The 16,977-nt window shown below is 62.4% G+C and carries 16 protein-coding genes; 8 read left to right on the forward strand and 8 right to left on the reverse strand.

The features are described 5' to 3' along the window. The first annotated feature begins 248 nt into the window (after window positions 1–248). From BM364_RS10725 to BM364_RS10760, 8 genes are read left to right on the forward strand one after another with little or no spacing between them, the layout of a single operon-like run. Window positions 249–1,355, forward strand: a complete 1,107-nt coding sequence (locus tag BM364_RS10725; protein WP_092424409.1) for an NAD-dependent epimerase/dehydratase family protein — start codon at window positions 249–251, stop codon at window positions 1,353–1,355. Further along, the gene (locus tag BM364_RS10730) at window positions 1,352–2,407 is read left to right on the forward strand and encodes an SDR family NAD(P)-dependent oxidoreductase (RefSeq protein ID WP_244542849.1); all 1,056 of its coding nucleotides are present in this window, start codon (window positions 1,352–1,354) and stop codon (window positions 2,405–2,407) included. The genes BM364_RS10725 and BM364_RS10730 overlap by 4 nt, the downstream gene beginning before the upstream one ends. Further along, window positions 2,404–3,531, forward strand: coding sequence for a glycosyltransferase family 4 protein (locus BM364_RS10735; protein WP_092424413.1), 1,128 nt, complete (start codon window positions 2,404–2,406; stop codon window positions 3,529–3,531). Before BM364_RS10730 ends, BM364_RS10735 begins: the two co-directional genes overlap by 4 nt. Further along, on the forward strand, window positions 3,532–4,662 hold the full coding sequence (locus BM364_RS10740) for a CgeB family protein (protein ID WP_092424415.1): 1,131 nt from the start codon (window positions 3,532–3,534) through the stop codon (window positions 4,660–4,662). Then, window positions 4,659–5,750 carry a CgeB family protein gene (locus BM364_RS10745; protein WP_092424417.1) on the forward strand — a complete coding sequence of 364 codons (1,092 nt, stop codon included), beginning with the start codon at window positions 4,659–4,661 and terminating at the stop codon, window positions 5,748–5,750. The genes BM364_RS10740 and BM364_RS10745 overlap by 4 nt, the downstream gene beginning before the upstream one ends. Next, a complete protein-coding gene (locus tag BM364_RS10750) occupies window positions 5,747–6,850 on the forward strand; it encodes a CgeB family protein (RefSeq protein WP_092424419.1) in 1,104 nt (367 codons plus the stop codon). The genes BM364_RS10745 and BM364_RS10750 overlap by 4 nt, the downstream gene beginning before the upstream one ends. After that, window positions 6,847–7,875 carry a UDP-glucuronic acid decarboxylase family protein gene (locus BM364_RS10755; RefSeq protein ID WP_092424421.1) on the forward strand — a complete coding sequence of 343 codons (1,029 nt, stop codon included), beginning with the start codon at window positions 6,847–6,849 and terminating at the stop codon, window positions 7,873–7,875. The genes BM364_RS10750 and BM364_RS10755 overlap by 4 nt, the downstream gene beginning before the upstream one ends. A 6-nt stretch (window positions 7,876–7,881) precedes the next feature. Next, window positions 7,882–8,418 carry a DUF1003 domain-containing protein gene (locus tag BM364_RS10760; RefSeq protein ID WP_092424423.1) on the forward strand — a complete coding sequence of 179 codons (537 nt, stop codon included), beginning with the start codon at window positions 7,882–7,884 and terminating at the stop codon, window positions 8,416–8,418. Window positions 8,419–8,434: 16 nt separating this feature from the next. On the opposite strand, the gene BM364_RS10765 is transcribed toward BM364_RS10760, so the two are convergent. From BM364_RS10765 to BM364_RS10800, 8 genes are all read right to left on the reverse strand, one after another. Further along, window positions 8,435–9,262 (reverse strand): metallophosphoesterase family protein, encoded by an 828-nt coding sequence (locus BM364_RS10765; RefSeq protein ID WP_092424425.1) that lies wholly within the window; start codon window positions 9,260–9,262, stop codon window positions 8,435–8,437. Then, window positions 9,259–10,185: a diacylglycerol/lipid kinase family protein gene (locus BM364_RS10770; protein WP_092424427.1), complete on the reverse strand. Its 927-nt coding sequence runs from the start codon at window positions 10,183–10,185 to the stop codon at window positions 9,259–9,261. Before BM364_RS10770 ends, BM364_RS10765 begins: the two co-directional genes overlap by 4 nt. A gap of 54 nt (window positions 10,186–10,239) precedes the next feature. Continuing rightward, entirely contained in the window at window positions 10,240–11,271 is a 1,032-nt protein-coding gene (locus BM364_RS10775; protein ID WP_092424429.1) for a sulfate/molybdate ABC transporter ATP-binding protein, read from the reverse strand. 472 nt (window positions 11,272–11,743) lie between these two features. Continuing rightward, window positions 11,744–12,649: a siderophore-interacting protein gene (locus BM364_RS10780; protein WP_092424431.1), complete on the reverse strand. Its 906-nt coding sequence runs from the start codon at window positions 12,647–12,649 to the stop codon at window positions 11,744–11,746. A gap of 101 nt (window positions 12,650–12,750) precedes the next feature. Further along, window positions 12,751–13,809 carry an ABC transporter ATP-binding protein gene (locus tag BM364_RS10785; protein ID WP_092424433.1) on the reverse strand — a complete coding sequence of 353 codons (1,059 nt, stop codon included), beginning with the start codon at window positions 13,807–13,809 and terminating at the stop codon, window positions 12,751–12,753. Window positions 13,810–13,817: 8 nt separating this feature from the next. After that, window positions 13,818–14,636, reverse strand: coding sequence for a carbohydrate ABC transporter permease (locus tag BM364_RS10790; protein WP_092424435.1), 819 nt, complete (start codon window positions 14,634–14,636; stop codon window positions 13,818–13,820). After that, window positions 14,633–15,463, reverse strand: coding sequence for a carbohydrate ABC transporter permease (locus tag BM364_RS10795; RefSeq protein ID WP_092425304.1), 831 nt, complete (start codon window positions 15,461–15,463; stop codon window positions 14,633–14,635). The genes BM364_RS10790 and BM364_RS10795 overlap by 4 nt, the downstream gene beginning before the upstream one ends. A gap of 155 nt (window positions 15,464–15,618) precedes the next feature. Continuing rightward, window positions 15,619–16,893: an ABC transporter substrate-binding protein gene (locus BM364_RS10800; protein WP_092424437.1), complete on the reverse strand. Its 1,275-nt coding sequence runs from the start codon at window positions 16,891–16,893 to the stop codon at window positions 15,619–15,621. Between the last annotated feature and the right edge of the window lie 84 nt (window positions 16,894–16,977).

Consider the following 16,977-nt stretch of genomic DNA (forward strand, 5'->3'; position numbering starts at 1 on the left):
AACCGGAGAAACTAACACAGGATAGGTACTCCCAATAACCTGCGCTAAAGCTGAGCTTTAACCCAGGATAAGACTTCGTCAGTGTGGCTATAAATTTATCGTGCGGTGACGAGCATCTATTTACCGGCGGAATCCGTGGCCTTGCGCCTGCTCGCTTGCAGCCACGCCCATGACCCTGCTCCGCCCTGCCGGAACTGGACCCCCCAGCCGATTATTGGCTGGCGAAGGTACTTACCTCCAAGGGCATCATGGAAAAGATCTTGATCACCGGCGGCTGCGGCTTCATCGGGCGCCACGTCACCCAGGAATTGCAGGAACAAGGCTATAAGGTTCGGCTGCTGGATAGCCTTATTGACCAGGTCCATGGCGATACCGCCGCGGCGCAGGCCGAGGGCGTCGAGCTGATCCGAGCCGATATCCGGGACAAGGCTGCGGTTTCCGAAGCGCTCGACGGAGTCGAGGGGGTCGTGCATCTCGCCGCCGAAGTGGGCGTGGGCCAATCGATGTACGAAATCGCCCGCTATGTCGGGGGCAACGATCTGGGCACGGCCGTGCTGCTTGAAGCCATGATCGACCGCCCCATCAAGCGCATCGTGGTGGCATCGTCCATGAGCGTTTATGGCGAAGGCCTCTACAAGGGCCCGGACGGTGCCACGGCCAATGCCGTTCGCCGCCGCAGCGCCGATATCAAGTCCGGCAAGTGGGATCCGACGGATGCGAGCGGCGCGTCGCTGGTGCCGGTGCCGACCGACGAGCAGAAGCCGGTGGATCTGGCATCCATCTACGCGCTGACCAAATACGCCCAGGAACGGGCGGTGCTGATCTTCGGGGAAGCCTACAATATCGATGCCGTCGCGCTGCGGCTCTTCAACGTCTTCGGTCCAGGCCAGGCGCTGTCAAACCCCTATACCGGCGTTCTCGCCAATTTCGCCTCGCGCCTGATCAACGGCCAGCCGCCCATGATCTTCGAGGATGGACGGCAGAAGCGCGACTTCGTCCATGTGCGCGATGTCGCCCGCGCCTTCCGCCTGGCGCTCGAGCAGCGCTCCGCCTCCGGTCACGTCATCAATGTGGGTAGCGGCAATGCCTATGCCATCGCCGATATCGCCACCATGCTCGCCAAGGCCATGGGCGTGCCGGAACTCGGCCCCGAAATCATGAACAAGGCGCGTTCAGGCGATATCCGCAATTGCTTTGCCGACATTTCCAAGGCGCGCGACCTCCTTGGCTTTGAGCCGCGTTTCCGGCTCGAGGATTCCCTTGACGAGCTGGCCGAATGGGTGCGCGAAGCCCAGGCTGTCGACCGCGGCGCCGAGATGCGGCGGCAGCTGGAAGAGCGGGGACTGGTTTCATGAGTGGCACGATCGTCATCACCGGCGGCGCGGGCTTCATTGGCAGCAACCTCGCCGATGCACTCCTCAGCGATGGCGAGAAGGTCATCGTCATCGACAATCTTAGCCGCGCTGGCGTGACCCAGAATATCGACTGGCTCCGCGACCGCTATTCCGGTCAGCTTGAAGTGGCCGTGGCCGACATTCGCGATCCCGCTGCAATCGAGCCGGTGATTGCCAGGGCCGACGCCGTCTTTCACCTTGCCGCACAAACCGCCGTCACCACGAGCCTGACCGAACCTCTCGAGGATTTCGACGTCAATGCCCGCGGCACCATCAATGTGCTCGAAGCTGTCCGTAAAGCCGGCCGGCGCACGCCCGTGATCTTTTCGAGCACCAACAAGGTCTATGGCGGCCTAGACGATCTGCGCCTTTTCGAGCGCAATGGCCAACATACCCCGGCCGACGAGCTGATCCGCGATCGCGGCATCAACGAAGACCGGCGGCTCGACTTCTGCACCCCCTATGGCTGCTCCAAGGGCGTCGCTGACCAGTATGTGCTCGACTATCATCGCTCCTATGGCATCCCGAGCGCCGTCCTGCGCATGAGCTGCATCTATGGACCACGCCAGTTCGGCACCGAGGACCAGGGCTGGCTCGCCCACTTCCTGATCCGTGCCATCCGCGGCGAAGGCATCACCATCTATGGCGATGGCAAGCAGGTGCGCGACGTGCTCCATGTCAGCGATGCCATCGCGGCCTATAAGGCAGCCCTCGCCAATATCGGCAAGGTGCGTGGCCGGGCCTTCAACCTCGGCGGCGGCCCCCGCAATGCCGTCAGCCTCAACCAGGTTCTGGCCGAGATCGAAACGCTGCTCGGACGCAAGGTCGAGCTCCGCCATGAAGCCTGGCGCGAGGGCGACCAGCTCTATTTCGTCGCCGAAACCAGCCGCCTCAAGGCCGAGCTCGGCTGGCGCGCCCGCGTCAACTGGCGCGATGGGCTACAGGACCTTGCCGAGTGGCTGATGAACCGCGAACGGCCGGGGCAAGCGGCGCTGCAGAAGGTGCAGGCATGAACGCGGCCGCCTTGTCCCAGCTCCGCGCGTCCCGTCCCGCCCCACATATCCTGATGACCGTCGATGCTGTGGGTGGCGTCTGGCGCTATGCCATGGACCTCAGCCAGCACCTAGCCCAGCACGGATTTCGTCTCACCTTCGCCGGCTTCGGCCCCGCGCCTTCCGCCGCACAGCGCATCGAGGCGGAGAGCCTCGGCCGCCTCTTCTGGCACGACGATGCGCCGCTCGACTGGCTGACGGAGGATGAAACGCGGCTCGACGCCATCCCCGCCATTCTCGAAGACATCGTGGTGGCCGACGGGATCGATCTCGTTCACCTCAATCTACCTTCTCAGGCCGCGGGGCTGAAGCTGCCCGTGCCCGTACTGGCCGTTTCCCATTCCTGCGTCGTCACCTGGTTTGCCGCTGTGCGCGGCACAGCCGTGCCGCCCGATTGGCAGTGGCAATATCGGCGTAACCGCGCGGGCTTCGATGCCGCCGATGCGGTACTGGCGCCAAGCCACTCCCATGCCGAAATGTTGCTTGCAAGCTATGGCCCCATTCCGGGCCTCGGCGTGGTGCTCAATGGCTCCTCCATCGAACCGCACCTTCAGCCCAAGCAGGACCTGGTCTTTGCAGCAGGCCGCTGGTGGGACGATGGCAAGAACGGCGCCGTGCTCGACAGTGCCGCCGCACAGATCGCCTGGCCGGTGAAAATGGCTGGCCCTCAGACTGGCCCCAACGGCCAGTTCCTGCCGATCCGTCATGCCGAAGCACTCGGCACCCTGCCCCATGGCGAGGTAGCGAACTGGATGTCCCGGGCCGCCATCGTGGCCTCCCCCTCGCGCTACGAGCCATTCGGGCTGGCCCCACTCGAGGCGGCTCGCGCCGGTGCGGCCCTCGTCCTTTCGGATATACCCACCTATCGCGAATTATGGGATGGCGCTGCGCTCTTTGCGTCGCCCGATGATCCCGCCGCCTTTGCACAAGCCATCGACCACCTGTCGAACGACGCAGGCATGAGGCAGGACTATGCCGAGCGCGCGAGGGAACGGTCGCTCCGCTACACGCTGGATGCTCAAGCCTCCGCCATCCAGGCCATCTACGAAGCCTTGCTCCACCCTGCCCTTGTGCGGGAGGCCTAGATGCGCTTCGTTTTTTACACACACTCCCTCGTGTCGGACTGGAACCATGGCAATGCGCATTTTCTGCGCGGCGTCATGCGCGATCTCGAGCGGCGCGGCCACGACACACTGGCGCTGGAGCCCCAGGATGCCTGGAGCCGCCAGAATCTGCTCGAAAGTCAGGGGGAAGCGGCGATCGCCCGCTTTGGGGAGGATTTTCCAGGCCTGACCGCGCAGCAATATGGCCCCGGCTTTGATCACGCGGCAGCGCTGGCCGATGCGGACGTCGTGATCGTCCATGAGTGGACAGATCCGGCACTCGTTGCAGCCATTGGCCAGATTCGCGGCAATGGCGCTGCCTTTACCCTCCTCTTTCACGACACCCACCATCGGGCCGTCTCGTCCGAGGGCGACATCGCCGGCCTCAACCTCGATCATTACGACGGCGTTCTCGCCTTTGGCGAAACGCTGCGCGAACGCTATCTCGATGCAGGCTGGGGCCGTCAGGTCTTCACCTGGCACGAGGCAGCCGACGACGCGCTGTTCCGACCCATCCCCGAAATCGCCCGAGAACACGATCTGATCTGGATCGGCAATTGGGGCGACGATGAACGCACTGCCGAAATCAGGGAATTTCTGATCGGGCCTGCAGCAGCGCTTGGCCTCTCCGGCACGATCCGCGGCGTACGTTATCCCGAGGCCGCGATCAGGGCCATCGAAGCGGCCGGACTCAGCTATGGCGGCTGGATCGCCAATGCTGATGCACCCGCTGCTTTTGCCGCGCACAAGGCAACGGTTCACATCCCACGCCGCCCCTATGTCCAGTCCCTGCCGGGCATCCCTACCATCCGCGTCTTCGAGGCGCTCGCCTGCGGCATTCCGCTGGTCTCCGCGCCTTGGGAGGACCGGGAAGGTCTTTTCCGCCCAGGCTCGGATTTCCTTTTCGCCCGCAACGGCGAAGATATGAAGCGTCTCCTTGGCGAGATCATCGCTGATCCCGCCCGGGGCGCCGCACTTGCGGCAAGCGGGCTCGAAACGATCCGCGCGCGCCACACCTGCCGCCACCGCGTCGATGAACTGCTCGGCATTCTTGCCGAAGTCGGCAGCGCACGCGTCACTCAACACCTAGATGTCCTGGAGCCCGTATCGTGAAAATCGCCTTTTACGGATCGAGCCTGCTGTCCGCCTACTGGAACGGCGCCGCAACCTATTATCGCGGCATGCTGCGGGCCCTCAGCGCGCGGGGCTATGACATCACCTTCTATGAGCCCGATGTCTACGATCGCCAGAAAAACCGCGACATCGATCCCCCCGATTGGTGCCGTGTCGTCGTCTATGAGGGCACGATCGAAGCGCTCAAGGCCGTGGCAGAAGAAGCACGCCATGCCGATATCGTCATCAAGGCGAGCGGGGTTGGCTTCGAAGACAATCTGCTTTTGACCGAAGTGCTGCGCCATGCGCCCGAGCATGCCCTGCGCATCTTCTGGGATGTCGATGCCCCGGCAACGCTTGCAGAGCTGCGGGCCGACCCCGGCCATCCCCTGCGGCAGGCACTCGATACGCTCGATCTGGTGCTCACCTATGGCGGCGGCGATCCCGTCATCCGTGCGTATCGCGAGCTCGGCGCTGTCGATTGCGTGCCGATCTACAATGCGCTCGACCCACAAACGCACCACCCTGTTGCCCCCGATCAGCGCTTTGCGGGCGATCTGGGCTTTCTCGGCAATCGACTGCCAGACAGGGAAGCGCGGGTCGACGAGTTCTTCCTGATCCCGGCCATCCGCAACCCCTACCAGAAATTCCTTCTCGGCGGCTCGGGCTGGGGAGACAAGGTGATGGCCACCAATGTCAACTATATAGGCCATGTCGGCACGGCGGACCACAATGCCTTCAATGTGACGCCCAAGGCCGTGCTCAACATCTCCCGCTCCAACATGGCAGAAACCGGTTTTTCCCCGGCTACCCGCGTCTTCGAGGCGGCCGGTGCCGGAGCGTGCCTCATCACCGACTATTGGGAAGGGATCCCGCAGTTCTTTGCGCCCGACCTCGAAATTCTCGTCGCGCGCGATGGTCACGATGTCAGCGATATCCTTGATAGCCTCACCACGGAACGCGCTCGCGAAATCGGCGCCGCAGCCCTCCGGCGCGTCCTTGCCGAACACACCTACGATCACCGCGCCGAGGAAGCCGATCGCGTTTTCCGCTCTGCCCGCCGCCGCCAGGTGGAGGCTGCGGAATGAGCGCGCCATATGATCTCGTGATTGTTGGTCTCTCGCTTTCTTCTGCCTGGGGCAATGGTCACGCAACCACCTTTCGAGCTCTGATCCGCGGCCTCAAGACGCACGGACGCAATGTCCTTTTTTTGGAGCGCAACGTTCCCTGGTACGCCGGCAACCGCGACCTGCCCGAGCCGGACTTCTGCACCCTTGCCTACTACGACAGTGTCGAGGAACTGACCGCGCACTATGGTGCTGCGCTCCAGAGCGCGGAAGCAGTGATCGTCGGCTCCTATGTACCCGAAGGCGTCGCCGTCATCGATGCGCTGGACCAGTTGCAGCTCCGCAATTGGCATTTCTACGATATCGACACGCCAGTTACCCTCGGCAAACTCGGCAGGGGTGACGAGGAATATATCGCCCGCCGGCAGATCCCGCTGTTTGACAGCTATCTGTCGTTTTCCGGCGGCCCCACGCTTGCGCGGCTCGAAAGCGAATTCGGCGCGCGCCTTGCCCAGGCGCTTTACTGCTCGGTGGATGCCGAGCGCTATGGCCCCACCGGAGACACCCACAAGTGGGACCTGGGCTATCTCGGCACGTATAGTCCCGATCGGCAGCCTGTGCTGGAGCGGCTCTTGATCGAGCCTGCGCGCCGCCTGCCGCACATGCGCTTCGTCGTTGCGGGAGCCCAGTTCCCGGCAGATATCGTATGGCCCGACAATGTCGAGCGCATCGAGCATGTGGCCCCCGCAGACCATCCCGGCTTCTACAATCAACAGCGCTTCACCCTGAACGTGACACGAGCCGACATGGTGGCGGCCGGCTGGTCGCCCAGCGTTCGCCTCTTTGAAGCCGGGGCGTGCGGAACCCCGGTGATCAGCGACATTTGGATGGGTATCGACCGGATCTTTCCAGCCGATGCAATCGTTCTTGCTCGCGATAGCGACGACGTCGTCCGCGCATTGAGCGAAGTCTCGCCTGCCCAGCGCAATGCCATGGCCGCTTCGGCGCGGCGGCATGTTCTGGCCGAACACAGCGGTTCTGCCCGGGCGGGCGAACTCATCGCCATGCTCGAGCCTGGGCGTCGCAACCTCGATCTTTCAACTGGGAAGGCAGCTTCATGATGTCCTCGGATCGCAGCAGCAAGACCATCCTGGTTGCAGGTGGCGCCGGATTTGTCGGCTCGCACCTGTGCGATGCACTCCTGGCTCAAGGTCACAGCGTCATTTGCCTCGACAGCTTCCAGACCGGCTCGCGCCGGAATGTGCAGGCGCTCGACAATCATCCGCGCTTCAGCCTTGTCGAAGCCGATATCTGCGAAAGCTTCGACCCACGGGTTCACATCGACCAGATCTATAATCTGGCCTGCCCCGCCTCGCCGCCGCATTATCAGGCCGATCCCGTGCGCACGATGATGACCAGCGTCCTTGGCACCGGCAATCTGTTGCACCTCGCCGAACGCCATGGCGCGCAATTCCTGCAGGCTTCGACCAGCGAAGTCTATGGCGATCCCCAACAGCATCCTCAAAGGGAAGACTATTGGGGCAACGTCAATTGCACGGGTCCGCGCGCCTGCTATGACGAAGGCAAGCGGGCTGCTGAAACGCTGTGCTTTGACATGCTGCGTGCTGACCGGGTCGATGCGCGTGTCGTGCGCATCTTCAATACCTATGGTCCCCGCATGAGCCCCGATGACGGGCGCATTGTCTCCAACCTGATCGTCCAGGCGCTGCGCGGCGCCCCCCTGACCATTTACGGGTCGGGCGAGCAGACGCGCTCCTTCTGCTATGTCAGCGATCTCGTCTCGGGCCTCATCGCACTGATGAATGTCAATCCCAATCCCGGCATGCCGGTCAATATCGGCAATCCCGGCGAGTTCACCATCGCCGAACTGGCTGATCTCGTGCTCGAGATGACCGGCAGCGCCTCGAAGCTCGTTTACCGCCCCCTGCCGGTCGATGATCCGCAGCGGCGCCGGCCCGATATCACCCGCGCAAAGGAGTTATTAGGCTGGGAGCCGCGCCTCCCGCTTCACGAAGGATTGGCGATGACCATCCCCTATTTTGCCGAACTCTTGCGGCGCAAGCCGCTCAAAGGCAGCGGCCGAGCCCAAGCCAGCGGCACGGCGGCAGCTGCAGCACCGGCGTGACCTCCAATGTCCGGGCGCGAGGCCGAAACGGGCAGGACCGAAGTTCCAGAGCCCGTTTCGCGCAATATAGACGTGATCAACGCCTGGAAGCGCAAGCGCGCAGCCGAGCGCTCGCTCAGCGATAAGGTCGCTGATGGGGTGAGCGCCTTTGCCGGCAGCATGCCCTTCGTCTACACGCACCTTGCCGTTTTCGGCTTCTGGATCGTTGCCAATCTCAACCTCGTTCCCGGGCTGCGGCCCTGGGACCCGACGCTGGTGGTGCTGGCGATGATCGCTTCGGTGGAAGCGATCTTCCTGTCAACGTTCGTTCTGATCAATCAGAACCACATGACCGCTGCGTCCGAACAGCGCGCTGAGCTCGACCTCCAGGTCGGGCTGCTCAACGAGCGGGAAACCACAAGGCTTCTCACCCTCACCCAGGCCATTGCCGATCACCTGGGCGTCGAGGTTCCCGCTGATAGCGAGGTCGACCAGCTCAAGCAGGACACCCAGCCGGACGCCATCCTCCGGGCGGTCGACGAAAAGCGGCAGCAGGGCGACTAGCGCCTCGCATTGCGCATCACACCGGTTCGGTCGCCCGGTCCCGCGTCCGCCAGGCGTCATCGCGCCATTCGCGCACCGTCACGGCGATACGCTCGGGCGTGATGTCGATGAGGTTATAGGCATTGGGCTCGCCACGCAGCCGTGTCGAGATCGCCGAAGATGCCTGCGCCACCAGGATCTTGGCAGACGCAGCCTCGCTGATCCCCATTGGCTGGCCTTCGCGCGCTGCCGATTTGGGCTCGTGCTTGCGCACATAGGAAAGGTGGAAGTGGCCCGAGAGCACCAGCCGCACCCCGAGGCTGGCAAAGGTTGCCAGCGCATCGTCGGCGCGTTTGACGCGCTTGGTCTTCTGCATCATCGGCTCGGTGGGAAACAGCAGCGGATGATGCGCCACGATGACGCGAATGGCGTCCGGCGACGCCTTGCTGAAACGTTCGTCGAGGTCCTCGAGCTGGCCGCGCGAAATCGTGCCGTGCCCCCAGTTCCATTCGAGGCGCGCACGGCGCGAGGTGCGCATGCCCGCAATTGCCACACCATCCATTTCGAGAAACGGCTCGAGATCGGGCGAGATATAGCGGCGATAAAGGCCATAGGGATCGAGGAAACGGCGAAAGATGTTGATCGCCGGCACGTCGTGATTGCCCGGCACGGCAAAGACCGGAGCCTTCAACGTATCTAGAAATTCGCGCGCCTGCTCGAATTCTTCCTTGGTCCCCACCTGCGTGAAGTCGCCGCTGGCAACGATCAGGTCTGGCGCCTGTCCGTTGATGTCGTTGGCAAAGCCGGCCGCCAGGGCCGGGTCGTGGTGACCGAAGTGAAGGTCGGAGATATGGAGTATTTTCATGCAGCTACCGCAGGCTCGTCAGCAGAGGCCGGCACCAGAACCGAAAGGGCTCGGGGCCGGATGGAAAAGACCAGAGGGGTGTTGAGCGACTCGACCTCGCCATCGAGCATGACCTTGATCAGCGGATGGTGCGAAGTGATGGTGACGCCGTCGATGGATTCGGTGGAAAGGGCCTCGTCGTTCTGCCACCGGCCCAGCAACATTCCGAATGTGAGCCGGAAAAAGTCCCGCGCCCGCAGTTTTTTGAGGATGTAGAGCGTCAGCGTTCCCTGGTCGAGACTGCCCCGCGAGAAGAACTGGCCCAGCCCCTCGTCATAGGAATTGCTCGCAACCGCCAGCGCCTGCACACGCTCCACCCGGCGATCCCCGGAGGCGGTTTCGATCGCGACGGCCATGCGGCGTGCGCGGGCGAGCCGGCGGAAAAGGTAGCGCACAAAACCGATCTTGGCGGCGATGTCACGCCGTTTGCGGATATGCTCGCGCCCGGCTGCGAGCGCCGGAATAACGCCCACCACTACCTTATGGAGAAAGACCCGGCCATTGACCTCCCCCACATCGATCTGCCGCACCGTACCATTGGCAAGGGCAGCGACGGCGGCCGGGGTATCGAGAGGCACAAGCAGATCCTTGGCCAGGGCGTTGACCGTGCCGAGCGGCAGGATCGCGAGGGTCTGCGGCCCATCGACCAATGCTTCGGCCAGCGCAGTGATAGTACCATCCCCGCCCGCGGCAACGATGGTGTCGACGCCGCTCGCCTTGGCGTCGGCTATGCGCTCGCTCATCGGCAGATCGCTGCGCGCGTCGATTTCGGCCTCTAGACCATGCGTCCAGAACATGTCGGCAAGCGCTTCCGGCGTGACACCGGTTGCCAGCGCCGTGCCCGCATTGGCATTGAGGATGACATAGAATTTCGTGCCAGCCATTGGTCCCGTCCCACTCAGGTGCTGGGACGGAACGCAGACTAAAGGCGGACGTTGCTAGGCGGCAGGAAAAAGTGTCCAGCGCTTGGGCCGAAAACTGATGCGGCTGCTTTCGGCGGCCGGATGGTCGAAGGGCAGGTCGATCTCGACCCGATGGTTCGACCCAACATCGAGTTCCACGCGCCGCGTACCGCCCACGCGCCGGCTGCCAGCCACAGTGCCGTGAAGCGCGGCATCGCCCTCGACCAGTTCCACATCGTGCGGCCGGAAATAGAGCCGCGAGGCGCCCGCCTCGGCATCCGAGGCAATGCCGATCGGCTGATCGTCAAGGCGCAAACCGCCATTCACCGCCTCGACCGGCAGGGTGCTGGATTCGCCGATAAAGCCGAAAACAAAGGGCGACTGAGGATGATCGTAAACCGCATCGGGCGTGCCGACCTGCTCGATCTTGCCCTGGCTCATCACGCAAAGCCGATCGGCCAGTTCCAGCGCTTCTTCCTGGTCGTGCGTCACAAAGACCGTTGTGTGCCCGGTGCGATCGTGGATCTCACGCAGCCATTTGCGCAATTCACGCCGCACCTGGGCATCGAGCGCACCGAAGGGCTCGTCGAGCAAAAGCACGCGGGGTTCGATGGCCAGCGCGCGGGCCAGCGCCACGCGCTGCCGCTGACCGCCCGAGAGCTGGCTCGGATAGCGTTTTTCAAGGCCGGACAATTGCACGAGATCGAGCAATTCGAGCGCCCGCCGGCGGATTTCCCCGCTCGCCGGACGCGTACTGCGTGGACGGACGCGCAGGCCGAAAGCGACGTTCTCAAGGATCGTCATATGCCGGAACAGCGCATAATGCTGGAAAACGAAGCCGATATTACGCTCCTGAACGCTTTTTTCGGAGGCGTCTTCATCGCCAAAGAAGATCCGCCCGGCGGTCGGGCGTTCGAGCCCTGCAATCAGTCGCAGCAGCGTGGTCTTGCCCGAGCCCGAAGGCCCGAGAAGCGCGATCAACTCCCCCGAGGTGATATCGAGGGACACTTCGTGCAGCGCCGGGAAACGATCGAATTCCTTGCGGACGTTTTGAACGCGTACTTCCATGGACAGTCCAGTTGCGGCCGGCATGCGGCGGTCGAAAGTGCCAAGACTTTATCCGGACGGAGGCCTGAAGCAAGGGCGCGGAAAAGCAAGTTGCATGCGCTTTTTAGATTATTGTTCTTCGTTGCCGCTCACGCGCTTGAATAACAGCGTTGAACCGGCCCCAACTGCGCTCGACCGAGCAAATGATACCAACACGGTCTGACAGCTCTCTTCCACCTCGAATGCACTTCCTCGCCATCCACTGAACCTTGCTTGCCTCGCTGAAGGCGACGCCACCATGGTGCGTCAAGGATGTGGACCCGTCGTCCCCTCTCCCCTGCGGGGAGAGCGCCAGGGTGAGGGCTTTACCTCAAGGCAGCCCCGAGTTCTTGCTTCACGCGGGCGCTACTACGGCGACCATTGCCCATCGAGGGAGAGGTGAAGGCGCCTGATCGTGGTTGAACCCCCACTTGCAGGCCAACTCTCCAGCAGATCAGTCATAGACCTTGCCATGGCGCCAATAGCCCATGAGATTGAGCTGGGCACGATCGATGCCGCGTTCCTTGATCAGGATCCGGCGGATCGCCATGATCGCCTCGGATTCCCCAGCGATCCAGGCGTAGAACTCGCCCTCGCCCGCTTTCGCCAGCTCCCAGGGCACAGTCTCGTCGATATCGATGGGGGCAAGTTCGACACCCCCGGCCGATCCACCCCCGGAAGGCAGCCGAGCGCGGTCAAGCGCCTTTACCAGCAATGTGCCCGGACGCGGATCGCCATGGTTCTCGCGGAGAAGCCAATCAAGGTCCAGTTGCGGCCAGGCGGGCAAAGGGATCGTGTCGGCTCTGCCCGCAACTTCCGCAAAAACCTGGCACGGGGGAGGATCCTCGCGCGCGGCGAGTTGTTCGAGAATGCCGACAAGCGCAGGCAGCGCTGTTTCGTCGGCCATCAGCAGCACCTGGCGTGGAGCCCGTGGCGGCTTCCACTCGAAACCACCCCCGATCTCTGTGGCCTGCCGGTTCGGTCCGGAAATCTGCACCCGGTCGCCGGGCTTTGCACGTGTCGCCCAGCGCGATGCCGGCCCGGTTTCTCCATGCAGCACAAAGTCGACATCCACCTCTTGCCGCTCCGCGCGTAACCGGCGGATCGTATAGGTGCGCATGGGAACGCGCTCCTTGACCGGAACGGCCTTGTAGGTTGCGTACCAATCCTCTTCATCCGGCATCTGTGGAAGGCGCCCATCTTCGTGCGGGAAAAAGATCTTGATGCGCTGGTCGGGTGCCCAGGTGTTCATCCCGGCGATCTCGGGACCGGCAAAGGTGACGCGGCGCAGATGCGGCGTGATATCCTCAAGACGAGCGCAGGCGGCGTTGAAGATGCGGTATGGACGAGTATGCGGCATGGATGAGGTTAAAGCGCCTGCTTCTAATATGACTTTGACGATCACATTATAGGCGCAAGCCCGGCTCGGCAAGGCCGAGCCGGTTGCCTCGGGTTGCAGCGTTATCGCAGCCGCTTGCCGTCCTTGTCGAAGACCAGCAGGACGCCAGGATCGAAGCGCGCCGTGTAGCGATCGCCTGCCTTGAGCGTCCGGTCATTGTCCGTTGCCAGCGTCAGGAGGGTAGGCCCATCGCCTCGGGCATAGGCATAGGTTTCCCCGCCTAAATGCTCGATGATTTCCACGGCAACATCGAGAGTGGCCGTGCCGGTGGAACTGAAATGTTCCGGGCGAATACCGACGGTGACCGGGGTACCCGCATCGAGGGAAACGGGCGAGGGAACCAGCTGACCGGGAAAATCGGACAGCCTGATGCCGCCCTCTTCTGCAACGCCGCCGAGGAAGTTCATCTTGGGCGAACCGATAAAGCCGGCAACGAAGTGGTTGCTGGGATCGTCATACAGTTCAAGCGGAGTGCCGTCCTGTTCCACGAGCCCATCGCGCAACACCACGATCTTGTCGGCCAGGGTCATCGCCTCGACCTGGTCGTGGGTGACGTAGATGATGGTTGTTTGCAATTCCTTGTGGAGGCGCGCCAGCTCGATACGCATATGCACGCGCAGTTCGGCATCGAGATTGGACAACGGCTCGTCAAACAGGAACACGTCCGGGTGCCGGACGATGGCGCGTCCGATGGCGACGCGCTGGCGCTGCCCGCCCGAAAGCTGGCCCGGCTTGCGGTCGAGCAAGGCCCCCAGTTCGAGAATGCGGGCGGCCTCCTCGACGCGGCGGGCGATCTCATCCTTGGGCTTGCCGGCAAAGCGCAGGGCGAAGCCCATGTTCTCGCGCACTGTCATGTGTGGGTAAAGCGCATAGGATTGAAACACCATGGCGATGCCGCGCTGGGCGGGATCGACATCGTTCATGCGTTTCTCGCCGATGGTGAGTTCGCCCGAGGTGATCTCCTCGAGCCCGGCAATCATGCGCAGAAGCGTTGACTTGCCGCAGCCCGAGGGGCCGACAAAGACCACGAACTGCTTGTCCTCGATGTCGAGATCGACGCCCTTGATCACCTCGAGGGTGCCAAAGGACTTGCGGACGTTACGAAGCTTCAAGCCAGACATGAGTTCCCCTATTTCACCGCGCCCAGCATGCCTTCGACGAAGCGGCGCTGGAGCAGGAAGAAGATGACGAGAGTGGGCAAGGTCGCGATGATCGCGCCGACCATGATGACGCCGAAGTCGGGCGTGTACCCGGCATTGAGTGCGGCAATGGCCAGCGTCATGGTGAACATGTCATTGGTTTGCAGCACGATCAGCGGCCAAAGATAATTGTTCCAGTTGGCCATGAAGACGATGATGGTCGCGGCCGCATAGGTGGAGCGCATCACCGGCATATAGACGTAAAAAAAGATCTGCCACTCCTTGAGCCCGTCGATGCGGGCAGCATCGCGCAATTCGTGCGGAAAGGCTTTCGTCGCCTGCCTGAAGTAGAAGATGATGAAGATCGAGGCGATCGAGGGCAGGATGATCGCCTGGTAGGTGTTGATGAGCTTGAGGTTCGCCATCATGATGAAGAGCGGGATCATCAGGGCGGCGAAGGGGATCGAGAGCATCAGCAACAGCAGGCTGAAGACGCGCTCCCGGACCCGCGAGCGGAACATCTCGAACCCGTAGCCGGCCATCGAGGCGACGATCAGGGTCAGCGCCGATCCGACGCCGGCGATGAACAAGGAATTGAACAACACCCGAGGCAAGTCGATCTGCGTCAGAAACTTGCCGATGTTGTCAAAGAGCGCCGTGCCCGGCGCAATTCTACCGCGAATGATGTCGGGCGAGGTGTTGGTCGCACCCAGCACCATCCAGAAAAACGGAAACACCGACACGAAGGCGGCGATCGAGAGCAGCACATATTGCGCCGTCCGGCCGAGAAAGGCGACGGGATTGCTCATGTGCGGCGCTCCCGGACAGCGAAGAACTGAAGGATGCTGAGCAGCGCCACCAGGATGACGATCACATAGCTCACCGTCGCCGCATATCCGAAACTGGGCATGAACTTGAAGCTCAGGTTGTAGATGTAGAGCGACAGGGTCAGCGTCGAATCCGATGGACCGCCCAGGGTGATGAGATTGGGCTCGTCGAACAGCTGCAGCGTGCCGATGGTTGAGATGATGCTGGTGAAAAGGATGACCGGCTTGAGCATGGGCACGGTGAGGTACCAGAACCGCGCCCAGGCCGGCACGCCGTCGATGCGGGCCGCTTCATAGATCGAGCGGTCGATGTTCTGCATCGCGGCGAGATAAAAGATCATGTTGTACCCGGTCCAGCGCCAGGTGATCGCGGTGACGATCACGACCTTGGCCCAGAAGGGATCGGCCAGCCAGGCAATGGGCACATCGATCAGATTGAGCGCTAAGAGCGTCTGGTTGACGATACCGTCGCCGGCGAACATGGACTTGAAGATGACCGAATAGGCCACGAGCGAGGTCACACAGGGCAAAAAGATCGCAGTGCGGAAAAACCCCCTGCCCCAGAGCTTGCTGTCGTTGAGCGCATTGGCAAACAGCAGCGCCAGCACCAGCATGACCGGCACCTGGATGGCGAGGAAAATCAGCGTGTTCGTCAGCGCCCGGATAAAGATCGGATCCTGCGTCAGGCGCGTTATGTTGGCGAGGCCGCCAAAGCTCAGTTGCATGCCCCGGCCCGTCTGAAAGCTCATCCAGAGCGACCAGACGATGGGATAGATCATGAAGATGCCGATCAGCACGAGCGCGGGCATGACAAAGCCCCAGCCGTTGATCTTTTCGCTGCGTGCGAGATGCGAATGCGCCACGCTCAAACCCTCTGACGGAAACAGTGACCATCGATGACCCCCGCGCGAACGCGGGGGCCCCGGGGAGGCCGGAAAGGCAGAGCCGTTCCGGTTATCCGGTGTTACTGGGCCATCTGCCGGACTTGGGCATCGATCGTGGTGATGATCTCGTCGATATTGCCGCCATTGGTGATGGCAGGGATCTGGGCCACCACGGCGGAGTCGGCTTCCTCGGTGAAGATGCCGTACTTGACCGGCGGAATTTCGCCCAGCCAGTCGGACCAGTTCTGCCACACCGGTTCGCCACCGAAGAAGTCGTCGGCAGCCTGATAGGCTTCGCCCTCGCGCGCCGCCAGCAGCGAACCGACAGCGCCTTGGTTCACAAGGATTTCCTGGTAGAAGTCCACATCCTGCGCCCAGATGGTGGAGAGGAAATCGATGGCCTTTTCCTTTTCCGGCGCAGCGGCCAGCACATACCAGCTCGATCCGCCCAGATTGGTGGCGTTGATGGATTCGGGAACATCGGCCAGACGCGGCGGCGGAGCGACGGCCCACATGCCGGCCTGGTCGGGATTGGCCTTGATGGTCGCGGTCATCCACACGCCCGTGGTTGTGGCAAGCGTATCGCCCGAGGTGAAGCTGCCGGTATATTCGTTCCAGCCGTTTTTGGGCTTGCTGATGCCGGCCTGGAGAATACGCTGATAGGTCGACAAGGCGCTCTTGAGCGCGGCGTTGTCGGCGATGGTCACATTGCCATCGGCATCGAAATACCAGGCGCCGGCGGACTGCATCGCCATGCGGAAGAAGTCCGACGCGTTCGGGTCGATCGGCAACAGCGTTTCGCCGGTCTTTTCCTTGACGTCCACTCCGATCTCGATCAGGCGATCCCAGGTGATGTCCTCAAGGTCGGCAGCCTCATAGCCGGCTTCGGCGAGTTTGTCGGAGCGATAAAAGAGGCCCGCAACGCCGGAATCGAAGGGCACGGAATAGGTCTGTCCGTCGACCGTTGAAACTTCCACCTTGTATGGGGCAAAGCCGGAATAATCGATGCGGTCGGTCAGCGGCTCGAAAGCGCCGGGGAAAGAGAGAAGGTATTTCTGGGCGCGATAATCTTCGACGAGCACGATATCAGGCAGGCCCTGGGTTTGCCCTGAGGCCAGCTGCGCCTGCAGCTTTTGCTCCATAGCTGCCTTGTCGAAGATCTGGATGTCGATCGTGTCGTCGGGATTGTTGGCCTTGTAACGATCGAAAGCCTGCTGCATCGTTGCGCCATTGAAGTTGGCGTCCCATGCCCAAACGGTCAGGTTGGCAGCCGATGCGGCCGAAATGCCGAACATGCTGGTGCCGGCCAGCGCCACGACAAGCGCGCGCTTCCACCCCGTAGTAATACGAGTCATTGCAATTCCTCCCTAGCGGGTGTTTCCTCTTCACCCGAAAGTCGAGCCTAGTATGACTTTTGAAGCACTGCAAGAATTTCAGTA

This window comes from Devosia crocina (assembly GCF_900116545.1).
In the GTDB taxonomy this organism is placed as follows: Bacteria; Pseudomonadota; Alphaproteobacteria; order Rhizobiales; family Devosiaceae; genus Devosia; species Devosia crocina.